This is a genomic window from bacterium 336/3 (assembly GCA_001281695.1).
Classification (GTDB): domain Bacteria; phylum Bacteroidota; class Bacteroidia; order Cytophagales; family Thermonemataceae; genus Raineya.
In genome coordinates this window covers 3692704-3714633 of the sequence record LJIE01000001.1, presented here as the reverse complement: position 1 = coordinate 3714633, position 21930 = coordinate 3692704, and the positions used below count along the sequence as shown (strand labels likewise).

General features: G+C 32.6%; 11 protein-coding genes and 3 pseudogenes. 5 read left to right on the top strand and 9 right to left on the bottom strand.

The annotated features are described in order from the left end of the window. Positions 1-941 precede the first annotated feature (941 nt). The 4 genes and pseudogenes from AD998_17380 to AD998_17365 all read right to left on the bottom strand — a co-directional run bounded on the left by AD998_17380 (position 942) and on the right by AD998_17365 (position 7992). A pseudogene (locus AD998_17380) lies at positions 942-1175 on the bottom strand (hypothetical protein). A 1047-nt stretch (positions 1176-2222) separates the two neighbouring features. Next, positions 2223-3338: pseudogene (locus tag AD998_17375) on the bottom strand (hypothetical protein). 216 nt (positions 3339-3554) lie between these two features. Next, a pseudogene (locus AD998_17370) lies at positions 3555-4511 on the bottom strand (hypothetical protein). A gap of 1216 nt (positions 4512-5727) precedes the next feature. After that, positions 5728-7992: a malic enzyme gene (locus AD998_17365; GenBank protein KOY87664.1), complete on the bottom strand. Its 2265-nt coding sequence runs from the start codon at positions 7990-7992 to the stop codon at positions 5728-5730. A 116-nt stretch (positions 7993-8108) separates the two neighbouring features. Here AD998_17365 and AD998_17360 point away from each other — a divergent pair, with 116 nt between their 5' ends. Then, positions 8109-9029: a hypothetical protein gene (locus AD998_17360; GenBank protein ID KOY87663.1), complete on the top strand. Its 921-nt coding sequence runs from the start codon at positions 8109-8111 to the stop codon at positions 9027-9029. A 20-nt stretch (positions 9030-9049) separates the two neighbouring features. Here the strand turns inward: AD998_17360 and AD998_17355 are convergent, their stop codons facing one another. Next, positions 9050-10099 (bottom strand): hypothetical protein, encoded by a 1050-nt coding sequence (locus AD998_17355; GenBank protein KOY88268.1) that lies wholly within the window; start codon positions 10097-10099, stop codon positions 9050-9052. A 110-nt stretch (positions 10100-10209) separates the two neighbouring features. Between AD998_17355 and AD998_17350 the strand changes: the two genes are divergently transcribed. The 4 genes from AD998_17350 to AD998_17335 all read left to right on the top strand — a co-directional run bounded on the left by AD998_17350 (position 10210) and on the right by AD998_17335 (position 15283). After that, positions 10210-10917, top strand: a complete 708-nt coding sequence (locus AD998_17350; protein KOY87662.1) for a 16S rRNA methyltransferase — start codon at positions 10210-10212, stop codon at positions 10915-10917. 17 nt (positions 10918-10934) lie between these two features. Then, positions 10935-11729 carry an inositol-1-monophosphatase gene (locus AD998_17345; GenBank protein KOY87661.1) on the top strand — a complete coding sequence of 265 codons (795 nt, stop codon included), beginning with the start codon at positions 10935-10937 and terminating at the stop codon, positions 11727-11729. A gap of 58 nt (positions 11730-11787) precedes the next feature. Then, positions 11788-14097 carry a hypothetical protein gene (locus AD998_17340; protein KOY87660.1) on the top strand — a complete coding sequence of 770 codons (2310 nt, stop codon included), beginning with the start codon at positions 11788-11790 and terminating at the stop codon, positions 14095-14097. 265 nt (positions 14098-14362) lie between these two features. Further along, positions 14363-15283 (top strand): hypothetical protein, encoded by a 921-nt coding sequence (locus AD998_17335; GenBank protein ID KOY87659.1) that lies wholly within the window; start codon positions 14363-14365, stop codon positions 15281-15283. Here the strand turns inward: AD998_17335 and AD998_17330 are convergent. The 4 genes from AD998_17330 to AD998_17315 all read right to left on the bottom strand — a co-directional run bounded on the left by AD998_17330 (position 15276) and on the right by AD998_17315 (position 21838). After that, a complete protein-coding gene (locus AD998_17330) occupies positions 15276-15944 on the bottom strand; it encodes a hypothetical protein (protein KOY87658.1) in 669 nt (222 codons plus the stop codon). The genes AD998_17335 and AD998_17330 overlap by 8 nt on opposite strands. 57 nt (positions 15945-16001) lie before the next feature. Further along, on the bottom strand, positions 16002-17102 hold the full coding sequence (locus AD998_17325) for a hypothetical protein (protein ID KOY87657.1): 1101 nt from the start codon (positions 17100-17102) through the stop codon (positions 16002-16004). A gap of 150 nt (positions 17103-17252) precedes the next feature. Continuing rightward, positions 17253-19121 (bottom strand): hypothetical protein, encoded by a 1869-nt coding sequence (locus AD998_17320; GenBank protein KOY87656.1) that lies wholly within the window; start codon positions 19119-19121, stop codon positions 17253-17255. Positions 19122-19450: 329 nt separating this feature from the next. Further along, the gene (locus AD998_17315) at positions 19451-21838 is read right to left on the bottom strand and encodes a TonB-dependent receptor (protein ID KOY87655.1); all 2388 of its coding nucleotides are present in this window, start codon (positions 21836-21838) and stop codon (positions 19451-19453) included. Positions 21839-21930: the final 92 nt, after the last annotated feature.

Genomic DNA, 21930 nt, shown 5'->3' with positions numbered 1-21930 from the left:
CCAAGAGTAGAAGCACTAATTGCTCCAGATGTTTTGTTGATAACAGCACTTGTTCTCACTTGGCTTGTAGCAGCTTCCCAACCTGTTACTTCTGCATTGGTATAGTAAATTCTGATATTATAAGACCCTGTAGGGTTATTATTTGATGGAATTACACGAATCGTTTTACTTGCCAAATACTCAGATGTAGCAGTTGTTGTAAATTGTGAAGCTCCTGTACCTGCTCTATCCACATAGATTTGTGTACAGCCATAATCGTGTGAGGAAGTATTTTCTATTCTTGCAATCAAATTTCCATTGGCTGGGTTATATGCAAAAACAGTTGAGTTAGGACCTAAATATACTTGCTGTGCAGTAGCAGGTGCAGTATAAGTAGCAGTTTGAATAGGTGTTCCTGTTACTGCTAAAGCAGATACAACGATATTATCAATCACAAAAGCAGGCTGATTTTGTGTAGAATTATCATTATCCCAACGCCAAGCCAAATGAAACTGCTGTCCTTGTAGAACTGCAGGTAAACTCACAGTACGAGCTGTGGTGGTAGTTACACCTCTATAAGGTGAAGGATTAGCACCTTCAATAAGTACCCAAGTAGTAGGTGAGGCAGCTAAAGCATAATATAAAGAGCCGTAGTCATAATCAGTTGCACCAACTCGCTCGCCATTACACTGAAAATTAAATGCAACTTGTAAATTATTTGTAGGGTATGCTGTTGCATTAATAACAGGTGTTTGTAATAAAGCAGCACCTGTTGTATTGTTGTAGTTTCCACTGGCAGCACTTTGTGAAATATAGGCACTATTCGTTCCATTTAACACTCTTTGTGTACCTATACGCCAAACATTCACAGCTCCAGTCGTAGTGTATAAAGTCCAACCTGTTACAGTGCCTTCAAAATTTTCAGACAATAGTGTACCACCAGCATTAGCAGCCACAGGACCAGCATCATTATCTGTTATACTAATTGTATTTACATTTCTAGTGGGATCTGCAGCAGCATTTGTAACTGTATTGATAGTAATAATCGCAGTTTCCAAAGATTCTATAGCTTGGTCATTATAAATTCTTACGCTCAGGTTTTGATTAGCTGTACTACCTGCGGGGAATGTAACAGTAGAAGCATTTAAAATATAGTCTGCTCCATTATTGGCTGTACCAGATAGTGTAAAGTTCACAACAGCATTGGCAGTGGGTGCAGCAGAAATAGCCAATGCAATGTTAATATCCTGATAACCTCTACAATCTGTAGTGCCCGTACCACTATTTTCTGTATTAGCTGTGGTTGCAGAAACAAATGATACCAGAGGTCTATCTGTTACACGTACATTATCCACATACATATTATTACCAAACTGATTAGAACTTACAAATTTTAAACGAATTCTTTGACCTGTATAACCACTTAAAGAAACTATTTCATTTCTCCAATTCCCAGAAGCAGTAGGTCTGAAAGTTGTTGTTGAATTTCCAAGGGTAGCCAATGTAGTACCAGCTTTATCAAAAATAGGAGTGGCTACCCAAGTAGCTCCACAGTCAGTAGAGATAAATACTCTTAAACGCTCATTGGTTGTATTATCATATCTTCGGTAAGCTACATCAAATGCCAATTGAGCAGATGCTGTCGCTGTAGTTAAATCTAAAACAGGTGTAATCAATTCATCTTCCTGATTACCAGCAGGATCATAGATAAAATGATTCATGAATGCAGCAGAAGTAAGAGTCCCTGTAGAACCTGTAACATCAGTTCTTTGTGTCCATGTTGCACAATCTACACCACCTACTTGACTGAGTTGCCAGTTTTTAGGAGGAAATATATTTCCATCAAAATTTTCGACAAAAGGTAACGCCACTCCATTTACAGTATAAGTAAAAGAAAATGTTAAATCATTTTGCCCAGGTGTTGCTGTATTGGCAGCCCCATTAGAGCTACTTACAAATGCTCTATATGTATGGTCGCCAGCTGTAACAGTAATAGCAGGCATATTAATATTTGATGTACCAGCAGCAGCAATAGTTCCCGTCCAATTAAAAGTTTGTACGGCACCACCATCTACTTGATAACTAATGACCATACTTGTCAGAGTATTACTACCCATGTTTCTAACAGTAACTACAGGAGTAGGAGTTGCAGAGCAGATATCAGCCGTTGGAGAAATAATATTGATAAGAGAGCCAAAATTTGTAGAAGGAGGAATAAGAGCAGGTGAATTAGTCCATTCTCTTCTTCTAGTTGAGTTTTCTAAAACAGCTCTCATTCTGATTTTTTGGTCTTGTGTAAAAATATTCATGCAAAAATCAGAGCTATAGTCCATGTAGTTCTCAAACATTTCATCTGCCGTTCCACAAGTATTGCTTTTGGGGTGAGTGGGACAACCACCATTGGGTGCTTGATGTGTGGGAGTATCATCACAATAATCATTTCCACATGTCGCATCTCCCCAAATATGACGTAAACCCAAGAAGTGTCCTATTTCGTGTGTAGAAGTTCTTCCATATTCTGCAACACCCGTCCATAATGTAAAAGTTGTTCCATAAGTAGCTTCTTTATCTCTTGAACCAAAAGCATCATAACGAACAACAAAACCATCTGTGTTTGCAGTTGAAGCACAATCACCACCACCTACACCTAACTCTAAACCAGAATCTTCAGGGAATTGAGCATATCCAAGTAATCCTCCTCCACTCATATCGACAGTCCAAATATTCATGTATTCTGTTGGTGTCCAGATAGTTGCTGGTTTGATGGTATTGTTTACAAAGTTTGTATTTGGATTACCAAATGCATCATAGGTAACAGGAGTAGCAGGCCAACCTAAAGCATTACCATTTACTCTGTTAATACCTTCTTCTCCTACAGCAAAGGCAGTTCCATCATTTCTACGTTTAGCCAATACAAATTCAATTTCTGTATCTGCTCCTACAGGATTTGTATTAAATCCTCTTGAACCAGTAAGTTTTCTAAAATCCTCATTCAAAACGTCTATTTGGGAACGTATTTGTGCAGCACGAATATTTCTACCTGTTCCAATAGCCTCTCCATTGTGTACAACATGAACAACTACAGGAATGTAAAAAATACTGGAGCGTCTTTCTGTATTACTGGCTTGCTCTCTTTTGTATTTTTCTACCCATTGACGAATTTGCCTCTCCCTCTCTTCAGAGCCAACTTTATGCTTCTTTTTATTTTGGATGATATCATCGTACTCCATAGAGTAGCAACGGATATGTCCATGGTCTCTTAAAAAATCTTGATTATAGCTTTTTAATGGCACTTGTGCTTTTAACCATAATGGACTGCTGAGCAAGAGTATGGTAAGAAAGTAATAATATCTCTTCATGGATTTTACTAGATTATGTATCTTTTATTAAGTATATGTTTTGCAAATATAAACATATATGCTTTTAAATAAATAAAAAGTAACTGCAAAAGTAATATTTTGCCAAATAAAAAAATATAAAAAAGTGTATATACAAAATAAAAAGGGATATTTTATGTAAAATATCCCTTTTATAGATGTAAGATTCGTTATAAAAAATGATAAAATTTTAGTATTTTATAAAAATCTGATAATCAGTGATGTATAATCGTCTTGAGGAGGTAAGCCTTCGCAAAAAAGATGTACATCTGCTATAATATGGGTTTGTATAGTTTCGATGGGTAAGTGTATATTCTTAGCAAAAGTAGATTTTAATAAATCATATCCATATTCATCATCTTTTGTATTTTTCGCTTCACTGATTCCATCGGTATATAAAAATAGAATATCACCAGCAGCATATTTAATTTGTGTAGTTGCAATGAACTTGGTATAGGCTTTGTTTCTCATGATGCCTAAACCTAAACCTTTATCTTGAATATAATCTGCTACTTGGGTTTGAGCATTGTAATAAAGAGTTGGACAATGTCCTGCTCTTGCCATTGTTATAGCTTGCTTTTGAGTATCAATAAGAAGTAAAGTAATTGTAATAAAAGAAGCTTTTTCAAAACATTGTGAAACAGCCTGATTAGCGTATAATAAAAAGTATTCTGGAGGCATATCCAATTGTGCTAAACTTTGAAAGATACCTTTCATTTGAGCCATATTGAAAGCAGCACTTGTCCCTTTACCTGAAACATCTCCAATCACGATGTATGTTCGTGTGGGAGTTACCTTGAAAATATCATAATAATCGCCACCTACAGACTTGGCAGACTCCGAAAATGCGTAAATATCTATTTGTTCATTAAATTTTAAATTAGTAGGAAGTAAACTTTTTTGTACCTTTTCTGCAATGTCAAGTTCTTGTTGTAGTTTTTCTTTTTCAATTACCTGCCCTAAAAGCCTATAATTTTCAATACTCATACTTACTTGTTTGGCAAATGTATTCAGTAAATCTTCTTGTTCATGATTAAAACCTTCTTCTTGAAATTTAAGAAGAACAAGTTCTCCCATTTTTTGATGTTTCTTATCATATAATGATTGAACCATTAAAGACTGAAAACCATCAATATTAGTATCTTCTTCTAAATGTTTAATTTGTTTTTCTAATAAAACCAGTCTAATGGCAGTTGTTCTTTGATGATCTAAATTCTTTAAAACTAAATGATGCATAGAATTTTTTCTTAAAACTTCTATATAACCTGCATCAGAGTTAGTAACATTAACGGCATTCTCTAAAAATGCTTCATAAATACTTTCTTCAGAATCACCAACTTGTAATGACTGAGTGAGTTGTTGAAAGGCTAAAATCTCATCAATTTTCTTCTTATAAACGGCTGTAGTTGGAATATTGAATATTAAAACTAATATAGCCATAGAAGTATAGATAATTACAAAACTCAATAAACCAACAATATAAAGTGAATAACCAAAATCAGCTCTTACAACCTCCCTATTATAATAATAGAAAAGAATGTAAGCGAAATATGAAGTAATACATAAAATAAGAAAGAGAGTTCCTATGTTACGGAGTTTAGCAGATGTATCAAGATAGGCAACCCAATGCATATTAGCACAAAACACTAAAGAAATAAGTACAAGAACACTTAGAATAGAAATATAGGGCAAACTAAAAAACGGAAAATCAAAAAAATTGAATATCAAACTTGCAAAAAATATATAAATAAATGCATTCCATGCAAAAATGACATATTTAGGAGCTTGTCTGAAAATAAGTATTCTAAAAGAAAAAAATGTATAAGTAAGAAAATTACACATTAAAAGAATACTAATGAGGTAAAACCAATTAAGTTTATTTAAGTTTTCTTCAAAAAAGCTATTGTTTGTGAAAAAAAATAATAAAAAAAACATCAATGAGATGGCACCACTAAAGAAACTGGTATAAAAGATTTTATTGAGAAGTTCTGAAGAATCTTTTTCTTTGAAACGATCTAATTGATATTTATGATAAAAGAATACAAATAGTAAAAAAATATTAATTAAAACGCCTTTGAGGTATCCATCAAAATCTAAAAGCCATGTTTTATTTTTCAAACTTAAAACTAAATAAAAAGAAGTATTGATGGTAATGAGAAACACCCATGAAAATATATTGGCAAGTAATAGTGGACTTTTACGTATTTTGAGAGATGCAAGCATTATAAGTTATTATTTATGAGTTTTAAGCTATAAGCTAATACTAAAATATTCATTGATAAGGTACAAATATGCAAAAAATATTATAAAAAAAATCATTACAGAAGTGTTATTTGAACCTCTGTAATGATTAATCTGTCATGAATTAAAATTATTCAGAGCTTTGGGCATCCACAACAGCAATGGATACTACATTCACAATTTCACTTACTGAACAACCTAGTTGAAGAATATGAACGGGTTTATTCATTCCTAATAAGATAGGTCCAATGGTATCACATTTACCAACTTGTTGAACCAAATTGAAAGCAATGTTTCCAGAAGAAATACCTGGGAAAATTATGGTATTACATTCATTTTCGGCAAGTGAGCTAAAAGGGTAAACATCTTTGAGCAAATCGTGATCCAAAGCTATATGAGGCTGAATTTCCCCATCAATGATTAAATCAGGATACTTTTCTTTACAAATAGCTAAGACTTCTTGCATTTTGCTAGGAATATTACCTTTAGAAGCTCCAAAGCTGGAATAAGCTCCTAAAGCTATATGAGGCTCAAAACCAAAGAATTCAACGCCCTTTTTCACAAGACCCACAATTTCAACAAGTTCATCTACTGTTGGTTGTTCATTTACAGCTACATCTGCAAAAAACAAAGTTTTGCCCTGACTAATTACAATACCCATTCCTGCAACCAATTCGTTGGCTTTTCCTCCAATTACTTGTAAAGCAGGTCGAACAGACTTTACAAAGTCCCTATTCAAACCTGAGATAAAGGCATCAGCTTCACCCATTTCAACCATCATAGAGCCAAAATAATGTCTTTCACGCATACGTTTTTGAGCTTCATAAAGCGTCATACCTTTACGTTGGCGTTCTTCATACATTCTTTGGGCATATTGTTGTACTTTCTCATCTTCTGTCAGAGGGTCAACGATGATGCAGTCCAATAAGTCTAAGGAATGTTCTTTAATAAGGTTTTCTATCTCTTGTCTATTTCCTAATAAAATAGGAATTGCAATGCCCTCATCTCTTACAGTTTGAGCTGCTTTGAGTACTTTATGATGGTTTCCCTCTGCAAAAACAACTCTTTTGGGATTGTTTTTAGCTTTTTGAATAATGCCACTCATCAGTTTTTGGTCAATACCTAACTTCTCTTTCAAGAAATCATTGTATTCATCCCAGTCAGTAATAGGGTGTTTGGCAATACCAGATTCTATAGCTGCTTTGGCTACAGCTGGGGCAATAGTTGTAATGAGGCGTGGATCTGTTGGCTTAGGTAAAATATATTCTCTACCAAACTTCATGTCTTTTTTACCATAAGTTCTTTTTACAGTTTCAGGAACAACTTGTTTGGCTAAATTTGCAATGGCATGAACAGCAGCCAATTTCATGGCTTCATTGATTTTGGTTGCTCTTACATCTAATGCACCCCTAAAAATATAAGGAAATCCTAAGACGTTGTTTACTTGATTAGGATGGTCAGAACGACCAGTTGCCATAATTACGTCTGGGCGTGTTTGGATAGCTATCTCATAGGCAATTTCGGGGTCGGGATTGGCACAAGCAAATACAATTGGATTTTCAGCCATTGAAAGAAGCATTTCAGGAGTTACAACATTTCCTTTGGAAAGACCTAAAAACATATCGGCTCCTTTGAGAGCTTCTGCTAAAGTTTCAATGTCTGTTCTTTCTGTTGCAAAAGCTTGTTTTGTAGCATCCAAACCTTCTCTTTTTTTATGGATAACACCTTTGCTATCAAGCATCACAATATTTTCTTTCTTTACACCCAAAGCCACATATAAACTTGTACACGAAATAGCTGATGCACCCGCTCCATTTACAACTACTTTTACTTCTTCAATTTTCTTATTAACAAGTTCCAACGCTCCTAACAATGCAGCAGAGGTGACAATAGCAGTACCATGCTGATCATCATGCATGATAGGAATGTTCATTTCTTCTCTAAGCGTTTGTTCAATCTCAAAACATTCAGGAGCTTTAATATCCTCCAAATTGATGCCTCCAAAAGTGGGTTCTAAAGATTTAACAATTTCAATGAGTTTTTTAGGATCTTTTTCATTGATTTCTATATCAAAAACATCTATTCCAGCAAATTTTTTAAATAATACACCTTTCCCTTCCATTACAGGTTTAGAAGCTTCAGCTCCAATATCGCCTAATCCAAGTACGGCTGTACCATTAGAAATAACAGCCACTAAGTTTCCTTTGGCTGTATATTTGTAAACATTCTCTACATTTTCTGCAATTTCTTTGCAGGGTTCTGCTACGCCCGGTGAGTATGCAAGAGCCAAATCTATCTGAGAAATAAGAGATTTAGTAGGCACTACTTCTATTTTGCCCGGTTTGCCTTTGGCATGATAATGCAAGGCATCTTCTTTGCGAACTTTTATGGACATAATCCTATTATTTATAAGTTTGTTACAATTAGCCCTAAGCTAAGAAAACAAAAAAAAACAAACAAATTTTGTAATACGTTTTTTATATTTGATTGCAAACTAAAAAACAAAATCTTATGGGCTCTCAAAAATTAATAAGTGTTGTAGAAAGCAAATTTTTTATAAGACTTACTAGTATTATGATTATATGTTGTTCTATTGTTTTAGGTATAGAAACATCTTTTCCTGCTCATTTGCCTGTTTTTCAAGTAATAGACTCTATTTTTACAGCTTATTTTGCTGTTGAAATAATCATTAGAATCGTTGCAGAGCCTAATGTATTACAGTTTTTTAAGCTATTTCATCTAGAAAAACATAAAGGGAAAATTTCAACTATTCATTTTGAAGAAAAAGGTTTCTGGAATTGGTTTGATTTCTTGATAACAGGATTTAGTATTTTTAGCTTAATCGTTCATCTATTTGAGCATCCAGAGTTCTTGGTTGTAGGACGTTTGTTCAGAGTTTTGCGTATTCTCAGGCTCTTAGAGGTAAGTCAAGAACTTAAAGAAGTAGAACGTAAAATTGTAAGCATTATCCCTACAGTATTTTCGTTTGCTTTATTGTTAGGTATTCTGATTTATATATATTCTATTATTGGAATATACTTGTTTAGCCATCATAAGTACGAAAATGCTGATTTTAGTAGTTTGGGTTCATCATTTTTATCACTTTTTCAAATTATGACTTTGGAGGGTTGGGTAGATATGATGTATCAAGCCAGTAGCCATTACGAAAACTCTTGGTTTATCAAAGGGTATTTTATCAGTTTTGTAGTTCTTACTGTAATTATTAGCTTCAATGTATTTGTGGCAGTACTTACATCCCAAGTACAAGAAAAAATCAATGCAGAGAATATTTTAGAAGAAAAGAAAATATTAAAAAATATGGAAAACTCCCTAAAAGAAAATAATCAGGAGTTGAGTAAACATCTCATAAGCCTAACCAAAGAAATAGAGGCTCTGAAAGCTGAAATTAAAGAAATAAAGAAAACGCCTTGAAATTTCAAGGCGTTTCGCTTCTAGTCAATATCTATCACTACATCATCGCTGAGTGGATGAGCTACACAAGTAAGAATAATGCCTTGGCTCATCTCTTGGTCTGTGAGACAATCATCTTCTGTCATCATTACTTTACCTGAGATACATTTGCCCATACAAGCAGTACAAAGTCCGCTTTGGCAGGAATATGGCAGGTCTATGTTCTGATCCAAAGCTGCATCCAAAATAGATTTTTTGGGTGAAACTTTAAATTTATAGGTTTCGCCATCATATTTTACTGTAATTTCTCTTTCTATCAAAGTATTAGAATTTTCATCTAATTTCTTTTGAGCTGATTCTTCAATGCTTGCAGCAAAATTTTCTTTCTTAGGCTTACTAAAACCTAATTTTTCGGATGTCTCTATGATTGTGTGCATCATACCTTCAGGTCCGCACATCCACTGTGAGACAGGCATGTTTTGTGGAATTTTAGCTAATATTTCAGATACTTTGGTGCTGTCAAGTCTGCCTTTGTAGCCATTCCACCCATTTTGTGGTTGACTTAAAACATGAATAACTTCTAATTGTTGGGGATGTTTTTGTTGAAGAGTATCAAGTTCTGTTTGAAAAATGATATTATACTCATCTCTATTGGCATATACAAGCATTATTTTACTGTTAGGCTCCTGATGCAGAACACCTTTTATCATGGCCATAATAGGGGTGATACCACTACCTCCAGCCCATAAAACATAGAAAAAAGCATTTTTGGAGTTTAGTTCAGGTGTAAAATGTCCCATAGGTTCAATTACATCCAAATAATCGCCTTCTTTTAAGCTGTTATTGAGTAAATTAGATATTTTTCCGTCTTTGAGTTTTTTTACAGTAACTTTTAAATCCTTTTCAGTATAAGGGCAATTGGCAAGTGAATAAGCTCTTCGAATGGTTTCTCCTCCTAAATTAAAATTAAAAGTTAGAAATTGTCCAGCCTTAAAATTGATAATTTCATTTTCTGGTTGCTCCAATATGATAGATATAGCTTCGGGTGTTTCGTGTACAATCTCTTTTACTTTGAGTTGGTATTTTTTCATGGTATCAAAAAATGTAATGATTAAATTAAAAACCAAATTGCATTGAATTTTGTTTGGCAAAATTTCGGGAAAACTGTATTTTCAAGAAATTTTTTGCAAAGGTAGAAACCATGTCCGAAAAAAACAATTTATATCTTGTCCCAACACCCATCGGAAATTTAGAAGATATTACCCTGAGGGCTTTACGAATTTTAAAAGAAGTAGATTGTATTCTTGCTGAAGACACTCGAACGGCTTCTGTATTGCTCAAACATTATCAAATTCAAAAATCTTTAGAGAGTTATCATAATTTCAATGAACATCAAATAAAAGATAAACTTGTAAAAAGAATGCAAAAAGGTGAAGTTTTTGCCCTTGTTTCGGATGCAGGAACGCCTGCTATTTCCGACCCTGGCTTTTTATTGGTGAGAGTTTGTTTAGAAAATAATTTAAAAATAGAATGTTTACCAGGAGCAACAGCTTTTGTGCCAGCACTTGTGAAATCGGGTTTGCCTACGGATAAATTTGTATTTGAAGGCTTTTTGCCTCATAAAAAAGGTCGAAAAACTCGTTTGGAAATTTTAAAAGAAGAAAATAGAACAGTTGTTTTTTATGAATCGCCTTATCGTCTTTTAAAAACTTTGGAGCAACTCATTGAACATTGTGGAGCAAATAGACGTTGTTCTGTTTCGAGGGAACTTACCAAAATCTATGAAGAAACTTTTAATGGAACGTTGCAAGAAGCTTTCCAACATTTTTCCAAAAAAGGTGTAAAAGGCGAAATAGTATTGATTTTAGAAGGAAAAGATGGAAAAAGTATAGAATCTGAAGATGAATAATTAAAACTTGAAATACTATGTCAGAATTAGAAATTCTTTGTCGTTATGTTTCAGACCTTTCCCGAAAAGTAGGTTTGTTTATTGCCCAACAAAATGAAATTTTTGAAAAAAAGCATATTGAACATAAAGGTCTCAATGATTTGGTTTCATATGTAGATAAAGAAGCTGAAAAACGTATTATAGATGGTTTACAAAAACTCATGCCCGAAGCGGGTTTTATTAGTGAAGAAAATCCTTCGACTCATATTATTAGCGATAAACAGTTTCATTGGGTAATAGACCCTTTGGATGGAACAACTAATTTTATACATGGATTGCCCATTTTTGCTATTAGTATAGCCTTAATGGATGGTGATGAGGTGGTGTTAGGAGTTGTGTATGAGGTAAATAAGAAAGAATGTTTCTACGCAACTAAAGGAAAAGGAGCTTTTTGCAATGGTGTAAAAATACAAGTTTCAGAAGCTCAAACACTTTCTGAATCATTGCTTGCAACAGGTTTTCCTTATCGCTTTTTTGAAAAAAATACAGAATATTTACAAATTTTAAATGCTCTGATGCAAAGTTCTCACGGACTCAGAAGACTTGGTTCGGCTGCTGTAGATTTGGCTTATACAGCATGTGGACGTTTTGAAGGCTTTTTTGAGTTTAATTTAAAACCTTGGGATGTAGCAGCTGGTGGACTATTGGTACAAGAAGCAGGTGGACAGGTAGGCAGATTTAATGGAGATAATGATTTTGTGTTTGGAAAGGAAATCCTTGCAGGAGGTCATGTATTTAATGAAATGAAGCAAATAATTCAACAATATTGGTAGAAGGTATTTGATGTTTTAGATTATAAGTTTCTTAGATACTTTATCCTAACTAAAAGATATGTTACTTGATTATAATAACTATAAAATAATCAAATTTATAATAAAATTGATACTTATACCATTTCTTACATTCGAAGGTGGTATGCTCAATGCTCAGCAATATACAAAAGGGGCAATTAAAGGCTCCATAATTGACGAAAAAACAAAACAGCCTTTAATAGGAGCTAATATACAAATTATAGAAACAAAACAAGGAGCCATTACAGATACAAGTGGCAATTTCTCTATCAATAATGTAGTTGCTGGCAACTATACTTTTCAAGTAAGCTATGCAGGATATTTAACTAAAATTATCCCAGACCAAAGCGTCTTAAAAGATAAAATATTATCTGTCACCGTTGAACTCTCTGAAGACGATAAAATATTACCTGAAATACAGGTACAATCATTTCGATATGAAAATAATAAAATGAAGCCTATATCAACTTTTAGCTTTAGTAGAGATGAAATATCTCTTAATCCAGGTGCACAAGGTGACATTTTTAGAGCTATTGGTATGTTACCTGGTGTTACTAGCAGTGGAGGAATATACTCTGCTATTGCTGTTCGTGGTCAGGGAGTACGAGATAATGTATATATGGTAGATGATATTCCTCTTACTGAGGTAGGACATTTGGAAGGAAATAGCTTTTTTAATGACCCTAATGGTGGTAGATTCAGTATTTTTGCACCAAGAGTGATTGATAATGCTGTTTTTCAAGGAGGGGCATTTGGAGCAGAATTTGGTCGTAGAAGTGCTTCTTATTTGGGATTAGGTATTAAAGAAGGAAATAAAGAAAACATCATTATAGATGGGCAAGTAGATTTATTAGGTATTACTCTCAACTATGATGGACCTAGTTATTTCAATAAAAAAACGACTATGTTTATTTCTGGTCGATACCAAAATTTTTATCCACTTGTAAACTTAGTAGGATTACAAAATTTAGGGCTTCCTTCTTATGGAGATTTCATCTTAAAAACAACAACAGAAATTAATTCAAAGAACAAATTATCTATTCTTGCAATGGTTTGTCCTGAAAGCTTTGTGAGAAACATGGACAATGTTTATGCCGATAAAGAGCTTAACTTACTTTATCTTCCAAATTTCAAACGCAATAAAATTGTTATTGGAGCTAACATGAGAACATTAGTGAAAAAAAAAGGTATATGGAAAAATATCCTTTATTTCACTAACTATACATCTAACGTAAATGTTGGTAAAGCATATCCCAAAAAAGATTCTACAGGAACACTTAAAAACACTACATACAATTTTATAAATCCTATTCAGACCCAAGAATATAACGAAAATAAGTGGGGGTATCGTTCTGTTTTTGAAACTTCAGTATTGAAAAATGACAGAATTACCATTGGCATTGAAGCAGATATTTTACAACTTTTCAATAATAGAAAGTTACTTGTCAATGATACCAACTTTGTATTTAGGCGAAATCAATTATTAGATTCTACTCAAAACTTTCAAGTGATAACTCCTAATCTTGTAAATTCTAATTTTAAAGACTATTTTTTGAACAGTTCTGCATTTATCAGTTATTTTATAGAACTAAGCAACAGACTCTCCATTAATGTGGGTATCAGAGCAGATTATAGCAATTTTTCCAAACAGATAGTAGTCGCACCAAGGGGGAATATTAGTTATTATTTAAATGATAATAATAGTTTAAGCTTTGGTTTAGGCATTTACTATCAAGATCCTGTTTATTCAGATATAGCCGACCTTCCACAAGAAAATATTTTAAAAATGGAAAGAGTGGAACAATATATATTTTCTTACAAGTCTTATTTGCCAAATGATTTTAAAATCATGATTGAGGGTTGGTATAAGGGTTTTAATAATATGGTTACAACACCTATTAATGGAAGTATTTTAAGGAATAATAATGGGAAAGGTTTTGGAAAAGGAATTGATGTAAGCCTAACCAAAAGGCTTAATAAAAACTGGCATGGTATAATTAGTTATTCTTACATGGAGGTAAAAAGAAATGATCAGGATGGATTAGGGGAGTATAACTTTGCATTTAGTCAGCCCCATCAAATAAACTTAATGTTAAGCTACCAAGTGAATAAGAGAATGTCGTTATCAGGAAAATATAGATATGCAACAGGCAGACCAACAGATAATTACCAAATATATACTAACATTTTAAACAATGGAAATAATTACCTTTATGGTATGGAGCTTTTAGGTAGAAATCAAGGGCGACTGCCCTATTTTTCAAGTTTAGATATTCGTATAAATTATGCCTTCCATTTAAAAAAAATAAAATTTACAACTTTTTTTGATGTAGTAAATATACTAAATTGACAAATAGCAAATAGTGAGAGTTTTAATTATCTAAAAGGAAAAACTTACTATGATGGATTAGCTATATTTCCAACTGGAGGATTAAAGTTTGAGTTTTAAAAATGAGATAATGTAGCAAAAAAAGCAGACAAGATAAATTATCAGTAAATCTTCGATTTGAATTTTCATCTTGCTTTAAAGTTCTTGAAATAAAGATAGACAAATATATTTTAGTATTTGATTGCCTTGCCTAAGAATAAAATGTTAGACAAACTCAAAGTATAAAATGAAACTACAAGCAAATAAAATCAATACACTTGCAGGACACAAAGATTGCATTTATACATTAGAATCAGGATTAGAGAATCAACTCTTCTTTTCTTCGGGTGGAGATGGATTGGTGGCTGTTTGGAATTTAGAAAACCCTGAAATTGGGAAATTGGTGGCTCAAGTGCCACAATCTGTATATGCTCTCAAACTCATCAAAGAACGAAATCAGTTACTTGTAGGGCAAAATACAGAAGGATTGCATCTCATTGATTTAGAAAAAATAAAAGAATTACGTACCCTAAAAACTACTCATACATCTATTTTTGATATTCAAATAGTTGATAACCTGATTTTAATGGCTTATGCAGATGGCTCTATTCAGCAAATAGACTTAGATAAATGGAGCATTCGAAATACTGTAAAAACAACAGATAAATCAGCTCGAAGTATTGCCTTACACCCATCAGGAGAGTTTTTTGCAGTAGGTTTTAGTGATAATTATATTCGAATTTTTGATACAAAGACATTGAGTACATTACAAAACTTCGAAGCCCATCAAAATTCTGTTTTTACACTTACATATTCGCCAGATGGCAAACATCTGATTAGTGGTGGGCGAGATGCCCATTTGAAGGTTTGGGATGTAGAAAATCATTACAAAAATATTTATAATATTCCTGCACATCTTTTTGCTATCAATCATCTGGTTTTTAGTCCCCAAGGCAATTTGTTAGCTTCTTGTAGTATGGATAAATCTATCAAAATTTGGGATGCTCAAACTTTTAAACTCCTGAAAGTTATAGACAAAGCTCGTTATGCAGGACATGGAACGTCTATCAATAAACTATTGTGGACATCTTATCAAGATTTTCTAATTTCTGGAAGTGACGATAGAATGATTTCTATTTGGGATATTCAAAAGCAAGAAACTATTTAAAAGCTCCATTGATAAAATTCACTAAGGGATTTACGGTTGCAAAACCTTCGAGAATAGAAGTGATAGTCTTTTCACTTTGTAATTCTTTGTCAGTGAGGTATTTTAGTGTATAAAAATCTTTCCTTTTTAGATACTCAATAGCAGGATTATCAGCTTCATAACCTTTTGGGGGGCGAGCCAATATACTAGAAGATTTAATACCATCTTTAAATGCTTTATTGAATGTTTTGGATTCTACAATCTCCTGAAAATTATCAAAATGGTAATCAATTTCTTTTCTTATTTTTTGTAAAATAGAAGCTTCAGACATATACACACCTCCACCCAAAAATGACTCATTAGGCTCCAACTGAAAAAAATATCCACCAAGAGGGCTTTTTTTTCCTCCCTGATTGATGATTGCAAAAAAATTACTCTTGTAAGGTGTTTTATCTTTTGAAAAACGAATGTCTCGGTTTATTCTTGATACACAACTTTTAGCATCTAAATGAGCATGATAAATATTTTCATCAAATTCAGAAATACCATCAATGAGGGTTTCTGTGAACTCTAAAAAGTTTTTTTTTGCTTTTTCATAAGCATCACGATTTTTATCAAACCACTCTTTATTATTATTCTTTTTCAGATTTTTTAAGAAATCGAATGTGGTAGAATGTATCATTTATATAAAAGTTTGATATGTTAAGAATAGTTTAGTTTTTTTAACGTATTCAACTGTTTAGTCTTCATATTTATGTAAAAAATCTTTGAGTTTAGCAATTTCTGCATCTGTAATAGCAGGGAAATTGGCAATTCTAAAAGTATTTTCTTTCCATCTATCATAACCACTTCCCAATAAAAAACCTGCTTTTTTTGCTCTTTCTTTGAGTGTTGGAATAATCTCTTTAGAAGTTTTTAGAGCAATAACAGTGTCAGAACGAACAGCCTCCAAATTTATTAGAGGTTTAAATAAAGGGTGTTTCTCGAAGTATTGATACCAAATTTTAGCTCTTTTTTTAGTAAGCTCATCAGTCTCTTTGATAGAAGGTATGCTGTCCAAAGTTCTCATTAAGAGGTAAATACCTAAAACATTAGGGGTATGTGTAGTCTGGTATTTTTCGATATTTTCACACATTTTTAGTAAACTATTGTAATGCTTTTTCTCTCCAATCTCCGAAGCACGAGCCACAGCTCTTGGTGAAAGTACCATAATGGATGTTCCAGCAGGTAACCCAAAACACTTTTGTACAGAAGCATACCAAATATCAGCACTTTTCCACGAAAAATTCACACCTGCCATAGATGAAGTGGCATCAACAGCAATGAGTTGTTTAGGAAACATTTCATGCACTTCTTCAATAGTACTCATTGGTATTTGTGTACCATTGGAGGTTTCATTTTGTGTAAAACATATCAATGCTTTTTCTTCTAATTCAGCTTTGCCCGTTCTGCGTTCTGCAAATGTAAAAAACGTTTGTACTTTTGTGATATTCATATTTTCGTTTATCTCGAAACTATGTTTTTCTACAGTTCTATGAATAGCATGTGTATAATCATACCATTTTTCGCCAAAAGCTCCGCTAGTAATATGATAACTCTTTTTTGTAACCAATGACTGAGCCAAAATCTCCCAACATTCTGTTGCAGAAGAAGCAAACAACACTGTATATTGAGGTGGAATATTCAGTTTTTGTTTTACCAAAAAAATAGTTTTTTTCACCATATCCATAAAATCTTGGCTACGGTGAGGCATACTCAATATATTTTGGTTATAAGCATCTTGTAAAAATCCTTGTATTTGTGGATAGACTTTAGAAGGACCAACATTAAAACAAATCATAGTTTTGGTGGGTGTAAATGTTATAAATTTTAGTGTAAAAAGAGGATGATGATAGTTTTAGAGAAAAGAAAAAGGAAAATAAGAATAAGTTCTTTTCCTAAAAGGAAAAGAAAATAAATTTTGCTTAATGAAAAATGAGTTAATAAACTGTTATTTTTTATCCAGCATCATCTTTTCAATTTCTTTTGCTCTTTGCTCTGAAATTTTATAACGTTGACGGCGACGTTCTAAAACCTTTCGTACATCTTCAGATACATTACCATCTTGGTAAGCATGTTGTAACATCTCATAATAATAACGTTCATCAGCTGTAAGCCCATCTTGATCTCTTGTATCTTCAGAAGAAATAGTTTCCTTTAAAGGTTCTTTCTTTTCAAGAATAATTGTCTCAGGTTTTTTCTTTTCTTCTTCTGTAATGTCAGGGTCTAATATATTATCTCTTTCACGTTTGGGTTCAACAGTAATAATTTTATCTAACACTTTCTCTACATCAGGGTTCTTATCATGTTCTTCTAAAAGTTCCTTAGCAATGCGTCTTTCTTCTTGAATCAGCTTTTTCCATTTGTCATAAGCAGTTTCTTCATCATCAGAGGAATAAAATTGCTGTGTTTTTTTCTTTACGACAGGCTCTTGTTTTTTTATTTCCTGAGTTGCTGTTTCTTCTTGTATTTCATTTTGCTGTGTAACAATAGGTTTTGTTTTTTCTTGTTTTTCAGTCTGTTGTGTAGCAATAGGCTTTATTTTTTCTACTACTTCCTGAATCATGGAAGAAACATCCACACTTGCCATTTTTCTATTTTCAATAGTAGGTTCAGGTAAATCTAAAGAAATGATTTCAAGTTCTGTTGCAATAATTTCTCCTTTCAGTTGCTCTAAAGGTGTAAACTCTACTTTAATATTACATTCAATATATTTCCAATCTCTTTGCAGACTGAAATCATGATGCTCTTGCTTACCAGTTTTACGAATTCGCTTTTTTTGGCGAACATTGGTAGTTTCAGATTTTCCTGATTTGTAGTTATTATCTAAAAGTTCTCTTAATTCCTCTTGAACTTCCTCTAAATCAGATTCTTGAATACGTAAAATATTAGCAGAATTAAGTGTTATACTTACCTCAGTTAGTGAGCCCTGACTCCTTTGTGCAACTAAAGATTGCCACTCCTGTTGAGAAGCATACCAAGACAGATGAGTAGGTACATGAGCTCTTTGTCTTGGATGAAATTCGTGTATGATAATCGTTGAAGAAGCTTTTCTTGAAATCTGATTGCTTACATCATCAGGGAGTTTTTCGGCAGCAGGGTCATTTTTGCCTTCATTTTGCCTTTCATTGATATATTCTAAAGTAATTTTGTTGGCTCCTAAATGTTGAACAAGTTGTACAAACTCATTTATATAATCGTTGAAAGCTAATTGATTAGCTTGCTCAAAATCGTAATAAATACGTTTTTTGTAAGGATGTGCAATCCAAAAAGAACCTTTCTTGTTTGTATTGCCAACCAATTTGATATTTCCTGTATCTGAACTTAATAAAGGAAGAATAGAAACAGGCTCTGTATTAGGTAAATCTTCTTCAATATAAGCAAAACGTTTGAGAGCTACTGGGCTATTTACCAAATCTTGATAGGCAGTCTGACGCATTTGCTTAAACTCATAACGTAGTTCAGGTTCTTTGGTAAGCTGATAAGCCTCATTATAAAGCCACAAAGCTTTTGCTGGATTTCTTTCTTGTCTTTTAGCTTGTTCTATTAAAATATTGAGATATAGCTCATTTACCTCTTTACTCCAAGAGTAAGAATCTTCTAATGTACCATAGTTTTCCTCAAAAATATCTTGAGCTATATTCAAAACTCTCAAACCTTCTTCCTCTTTACCTAAGGCAAGTAAGGCTTGAGCTTTACGAAAATAAATAAAAGGATTAATATCACTATTGAGACTTTTGAGTTCATCGCAAATTTTAATAATAGTCTCTAATTCTTTCACACGTAAAGCATGAGATTCTTGATTTTGAGTGTATTCCATATCACAAAAGTATATTTCCGAAACAAGTTGTAAAAAAAGATGCAAATAAACAAATGAAAAACCTTCAAGCTTTTAAAATCTATTCTTCTAATAGACCCCTATTATAATTGAGTATTATAAAAGTAGCAATGAGTGGATATTTTGTAAAAGAATCGCTTCTTAATACAATTGTTAAAAAGTACTTTTTTTCACTATAAAACACATTTAGACTACAAAATTCTCCTTCCATTTCATTTTACAATTTTATAAAAAATCTAAAAATATTATGGAAGGATTCTAATGTTGTTTTTTAGAGTTTGGAATAATAACTCCTTAAGATGGCGATTCAATTAGTTTGCTCTATTATTCTCGGACTGCCCAGTTGACTTAATTTTAAAATTGAATTTTTTTAGTTTCCCAAAATTAAAAGTGGCAATAAATCTAAAGTAACTATTATTGAAAGTTCTGTTATAAATAATATTTGTCTGGCCTACACTATAAAACCCTGAAGCATTGGTTCTTGTAAAAATATCATTAGCCAAAAATCTTATTTTTAACTTTTTTTGCAGAAAATCTTTTTCAACTCCCAATGTTATCAAATATCTGCTGTATTCATCATATAAACCCTGTTGCTTACGACCCAAATACCATGCAAGCAATTGTACCTTGAATAAATTATTAACATTGAAAGTATTGTTAGAATAGAGATATAATTGTGGTTTAGGGTTTACAAAAACAAAATTATATTGATTGGTTATCAGGTTGTTGTAACTAAGATTTACAGTGTTGATAGAAGTCCACCACTTGAGATTGGTATTTTTAGTAATGGATGTAAAATAACTGTAACCCTTGTCTAAGTTTATAGCTTTTAAAACATAACTATTAGGATTGAAGCCTCTTAGAGCAGCAGCGTTAAGAGGGTCTATTGTGTAATTATATCCTACTCGAAAATCAAAATCTTGATAATTTGCTCCTACCTCAAAAGCATGTACTTTTTCAGGTATTAGATTTGGGTTCCCTTCAATGGTAGTAAATGGATCTTGATAAATGACAAAAGGGTTAAGAGCTTGATAACGTGGTCTTGTTATTCTTGATAAATATGAAGCCCTTAATTTAAGCGATTTGGAAATGATAGTGTTTATCTGTAAGTTAGGAAATATATTAAAATAATTATCAGTGAGGATTTGTCCATTTCCTATACTTGTATTAAGTTTATAATCAGTTAGTTCGCCTCTTATGCCAATTCCAAAATTTACTTTATTGATGGATCCACTATAATTGAAATATGCAGCGGGTATCTTTTCATCATACCTAAATTTATTAGATAGATTATTGTCTAATATGAATTCACTGCCATTATCTGCTATAAGAAAGTTTGTAGCAGATTCGGTACTAACATAACTAAACTTGGCTCCTATTTCTAATTTCTTATGATTACGAAATGTTTTTGTAAAATCAAACTGACTGCTTGAAACAGTTATGTTATGATTCACATCATTTTGTAAATACCTGATACCATCTACGCCATTAACAGTTTTATTCTCAGTTATAAAGTCATCAATATCAGAATTGAATTGTGAATACTGAGACCCAACAAACAAAGTAGAGCCAAGCGAATCAAGGGTTTTATTATAATTTAAGGTCAATGAATTATTGGTTCTTTCTTCATCTTTGTCAATATAGCTTCTGTAAAAACTATTATCAGTTTTTGTATCAATAGTGTTTTGGCTTCTTGTAGACCCACCCATGTTTTCTAAATAACCATTATATGCTATAGAAATATTGCTTTTACTATTAAAGTTGTATTGCATACCTAAACCATAGTTTGAGTAATTATTCATTTTATATCTCCAATCAGTTGTCAAATCCGATTTGAGGTATTCTTCTACTGAGGGTCTGGTTCTGGTGGTATGCAGAAACATTCGATTTTCACCCAAAAGCAATGAATAATTACCGATTACTGAAAATTTACCCTTCATATAACTCAAATCCAGAAATGATTGTGTGTTAGTTCCTGCAAAATCAGAATAAGTAATTTGCTGACTGATTGTTCCCATAATGCCTGCTTCAACAATGGTTTTTGTAATGATATTAATGACTGCTTTTCCTTCTGCATCGTATTTCGAAGAAGGATTGGAAATAATTTCAATCTTTAATATCTGAGAAACAGGTATAGAAGATAATCGTTCATTTGTAATTTGTTTGCCATTAAGAAAAAGCATGGCCTCGCCTTTCCCAAAGACAGATAATTGACCATTATTCTCTATGATATTCGGAGATTTAGAAAGTATTTCAGTAATAGAACTACTAGCAGAGAGGATAGTATTGGCTACATTCACTTCAATTGTTCCATCGGCATTGTGTTTTATAAGGGGTAGTGTACCTACAACTTTAATAGCCTCCAAGTCATTTTCATCTACTTTCATAACAATTGTACCTATATCAATATCAGATAGCCCTCTATAGGTAACTCTTATAATTGTATCAGGAAATGATAAAGAAGAAAACTTGAGTAATACTTCTGATTTATTGATATTGGTTAAAATAAAGGTTGTGTCTGTAAAACTTGTTCCCTTAATAAAAACAGAATCTTTAACAGACAATACAAGTACATTTCCTATGATTAATTCATTTGAAGTACTTATTACTTTTCCTGAAATAGAACTGATGGTTTGGCTGTAACTTTGCAAAGCCGTGAAACAAAATGCAACTATAAAATTGATAATGGAGTTTTTCATAAGAAGCCTTAAACATAAAATTTTAATGATCTAAAAATATCTTTGCAAAACTATATTGCTGAAATTTTAAATCACTCCAAGTTTATGATCGA

What these genes read in the sequence shown, in the direction of transcription:
- AD998_17365 (KOY87664.1), bottom strand. Translation starts at nt 7,992, where the DNA reads ATGTCCATAAAAGTTCGCAAAGAAGATGCCTTGCATTATCATGCCAAA.
- AD998_17315 (KOY87655.1), bottom strand. Translation starts at nt 21,838, where the DNA reads ATGAAAAACTCCATTATCAATTTTATAGTTGCATTTTGTTTCACGGCT.
- AD998_17355 (KOY88268.1), bottom strand. Translation starts at nt 10,099, where the DNA reads ATGAAAAAATACCAACTCAAAGTAAAAGAGATTGTACACGAAACACCC.
- AD998_17360 (KOY87663.1), top strand. Translation starts at nt 8,109, where the DNA reads ATGGGCTCTCAAAAATTAATAAGTGTTGTAGAAAGCAAATTTTTTATA.
- AD998_17335 (KOY87659.1), top strand. Translation starts at nt 14,363, where the DNA reads ATGAAACTACAAGCAAATAAAATCAATACACTTGCAGGACACAAAGAT.
- AD998_17325 (KOY87657.1), bottom strand. Translation starts at nt 17,102, where the DNA reads ATGATTTGTTTTAATGTTGGTCCTTCTAAAGTCTATCCACAAATACAA.
- AD998_17320 (KOY87656.1), bottom strand. Translation starts at nt 19,121, where the DNA reads ATGGAATACACTCAAAATCAAGAATCTCATGCTTTACGTGTGAAAGAA.
- AD998_17330 (KOY87658.1), bottom strand. Translation starts at nt 15,944, where the DNA reads ATGATACATTCTACCACATTCGATTTCTTAAAAAATCTGAAAAAGAAT.
- AD998_17350 (KOY87662.1), top strand. Translation starts at nt 10,210, where the DNA reads ATGTCCGAAAAAAACAATTTATATCTTGTCCCAACACCCATCGGAAAT.
- AD998_17345 (KOY87661.1), top strand. Translation starts at nt 10,935, where the DNA reads ATGTCAGAATTAGAAATTCTTTGTCGTTATGTTTCAGACCTTTCCCGA.
- AD998_17340 (KOY87660.1), top strand. Translation starts at nt 11,788, where the DNA reads ATGTTACTTGATTATAATAACTATAAAATAATCAAATTTATAATAAAA.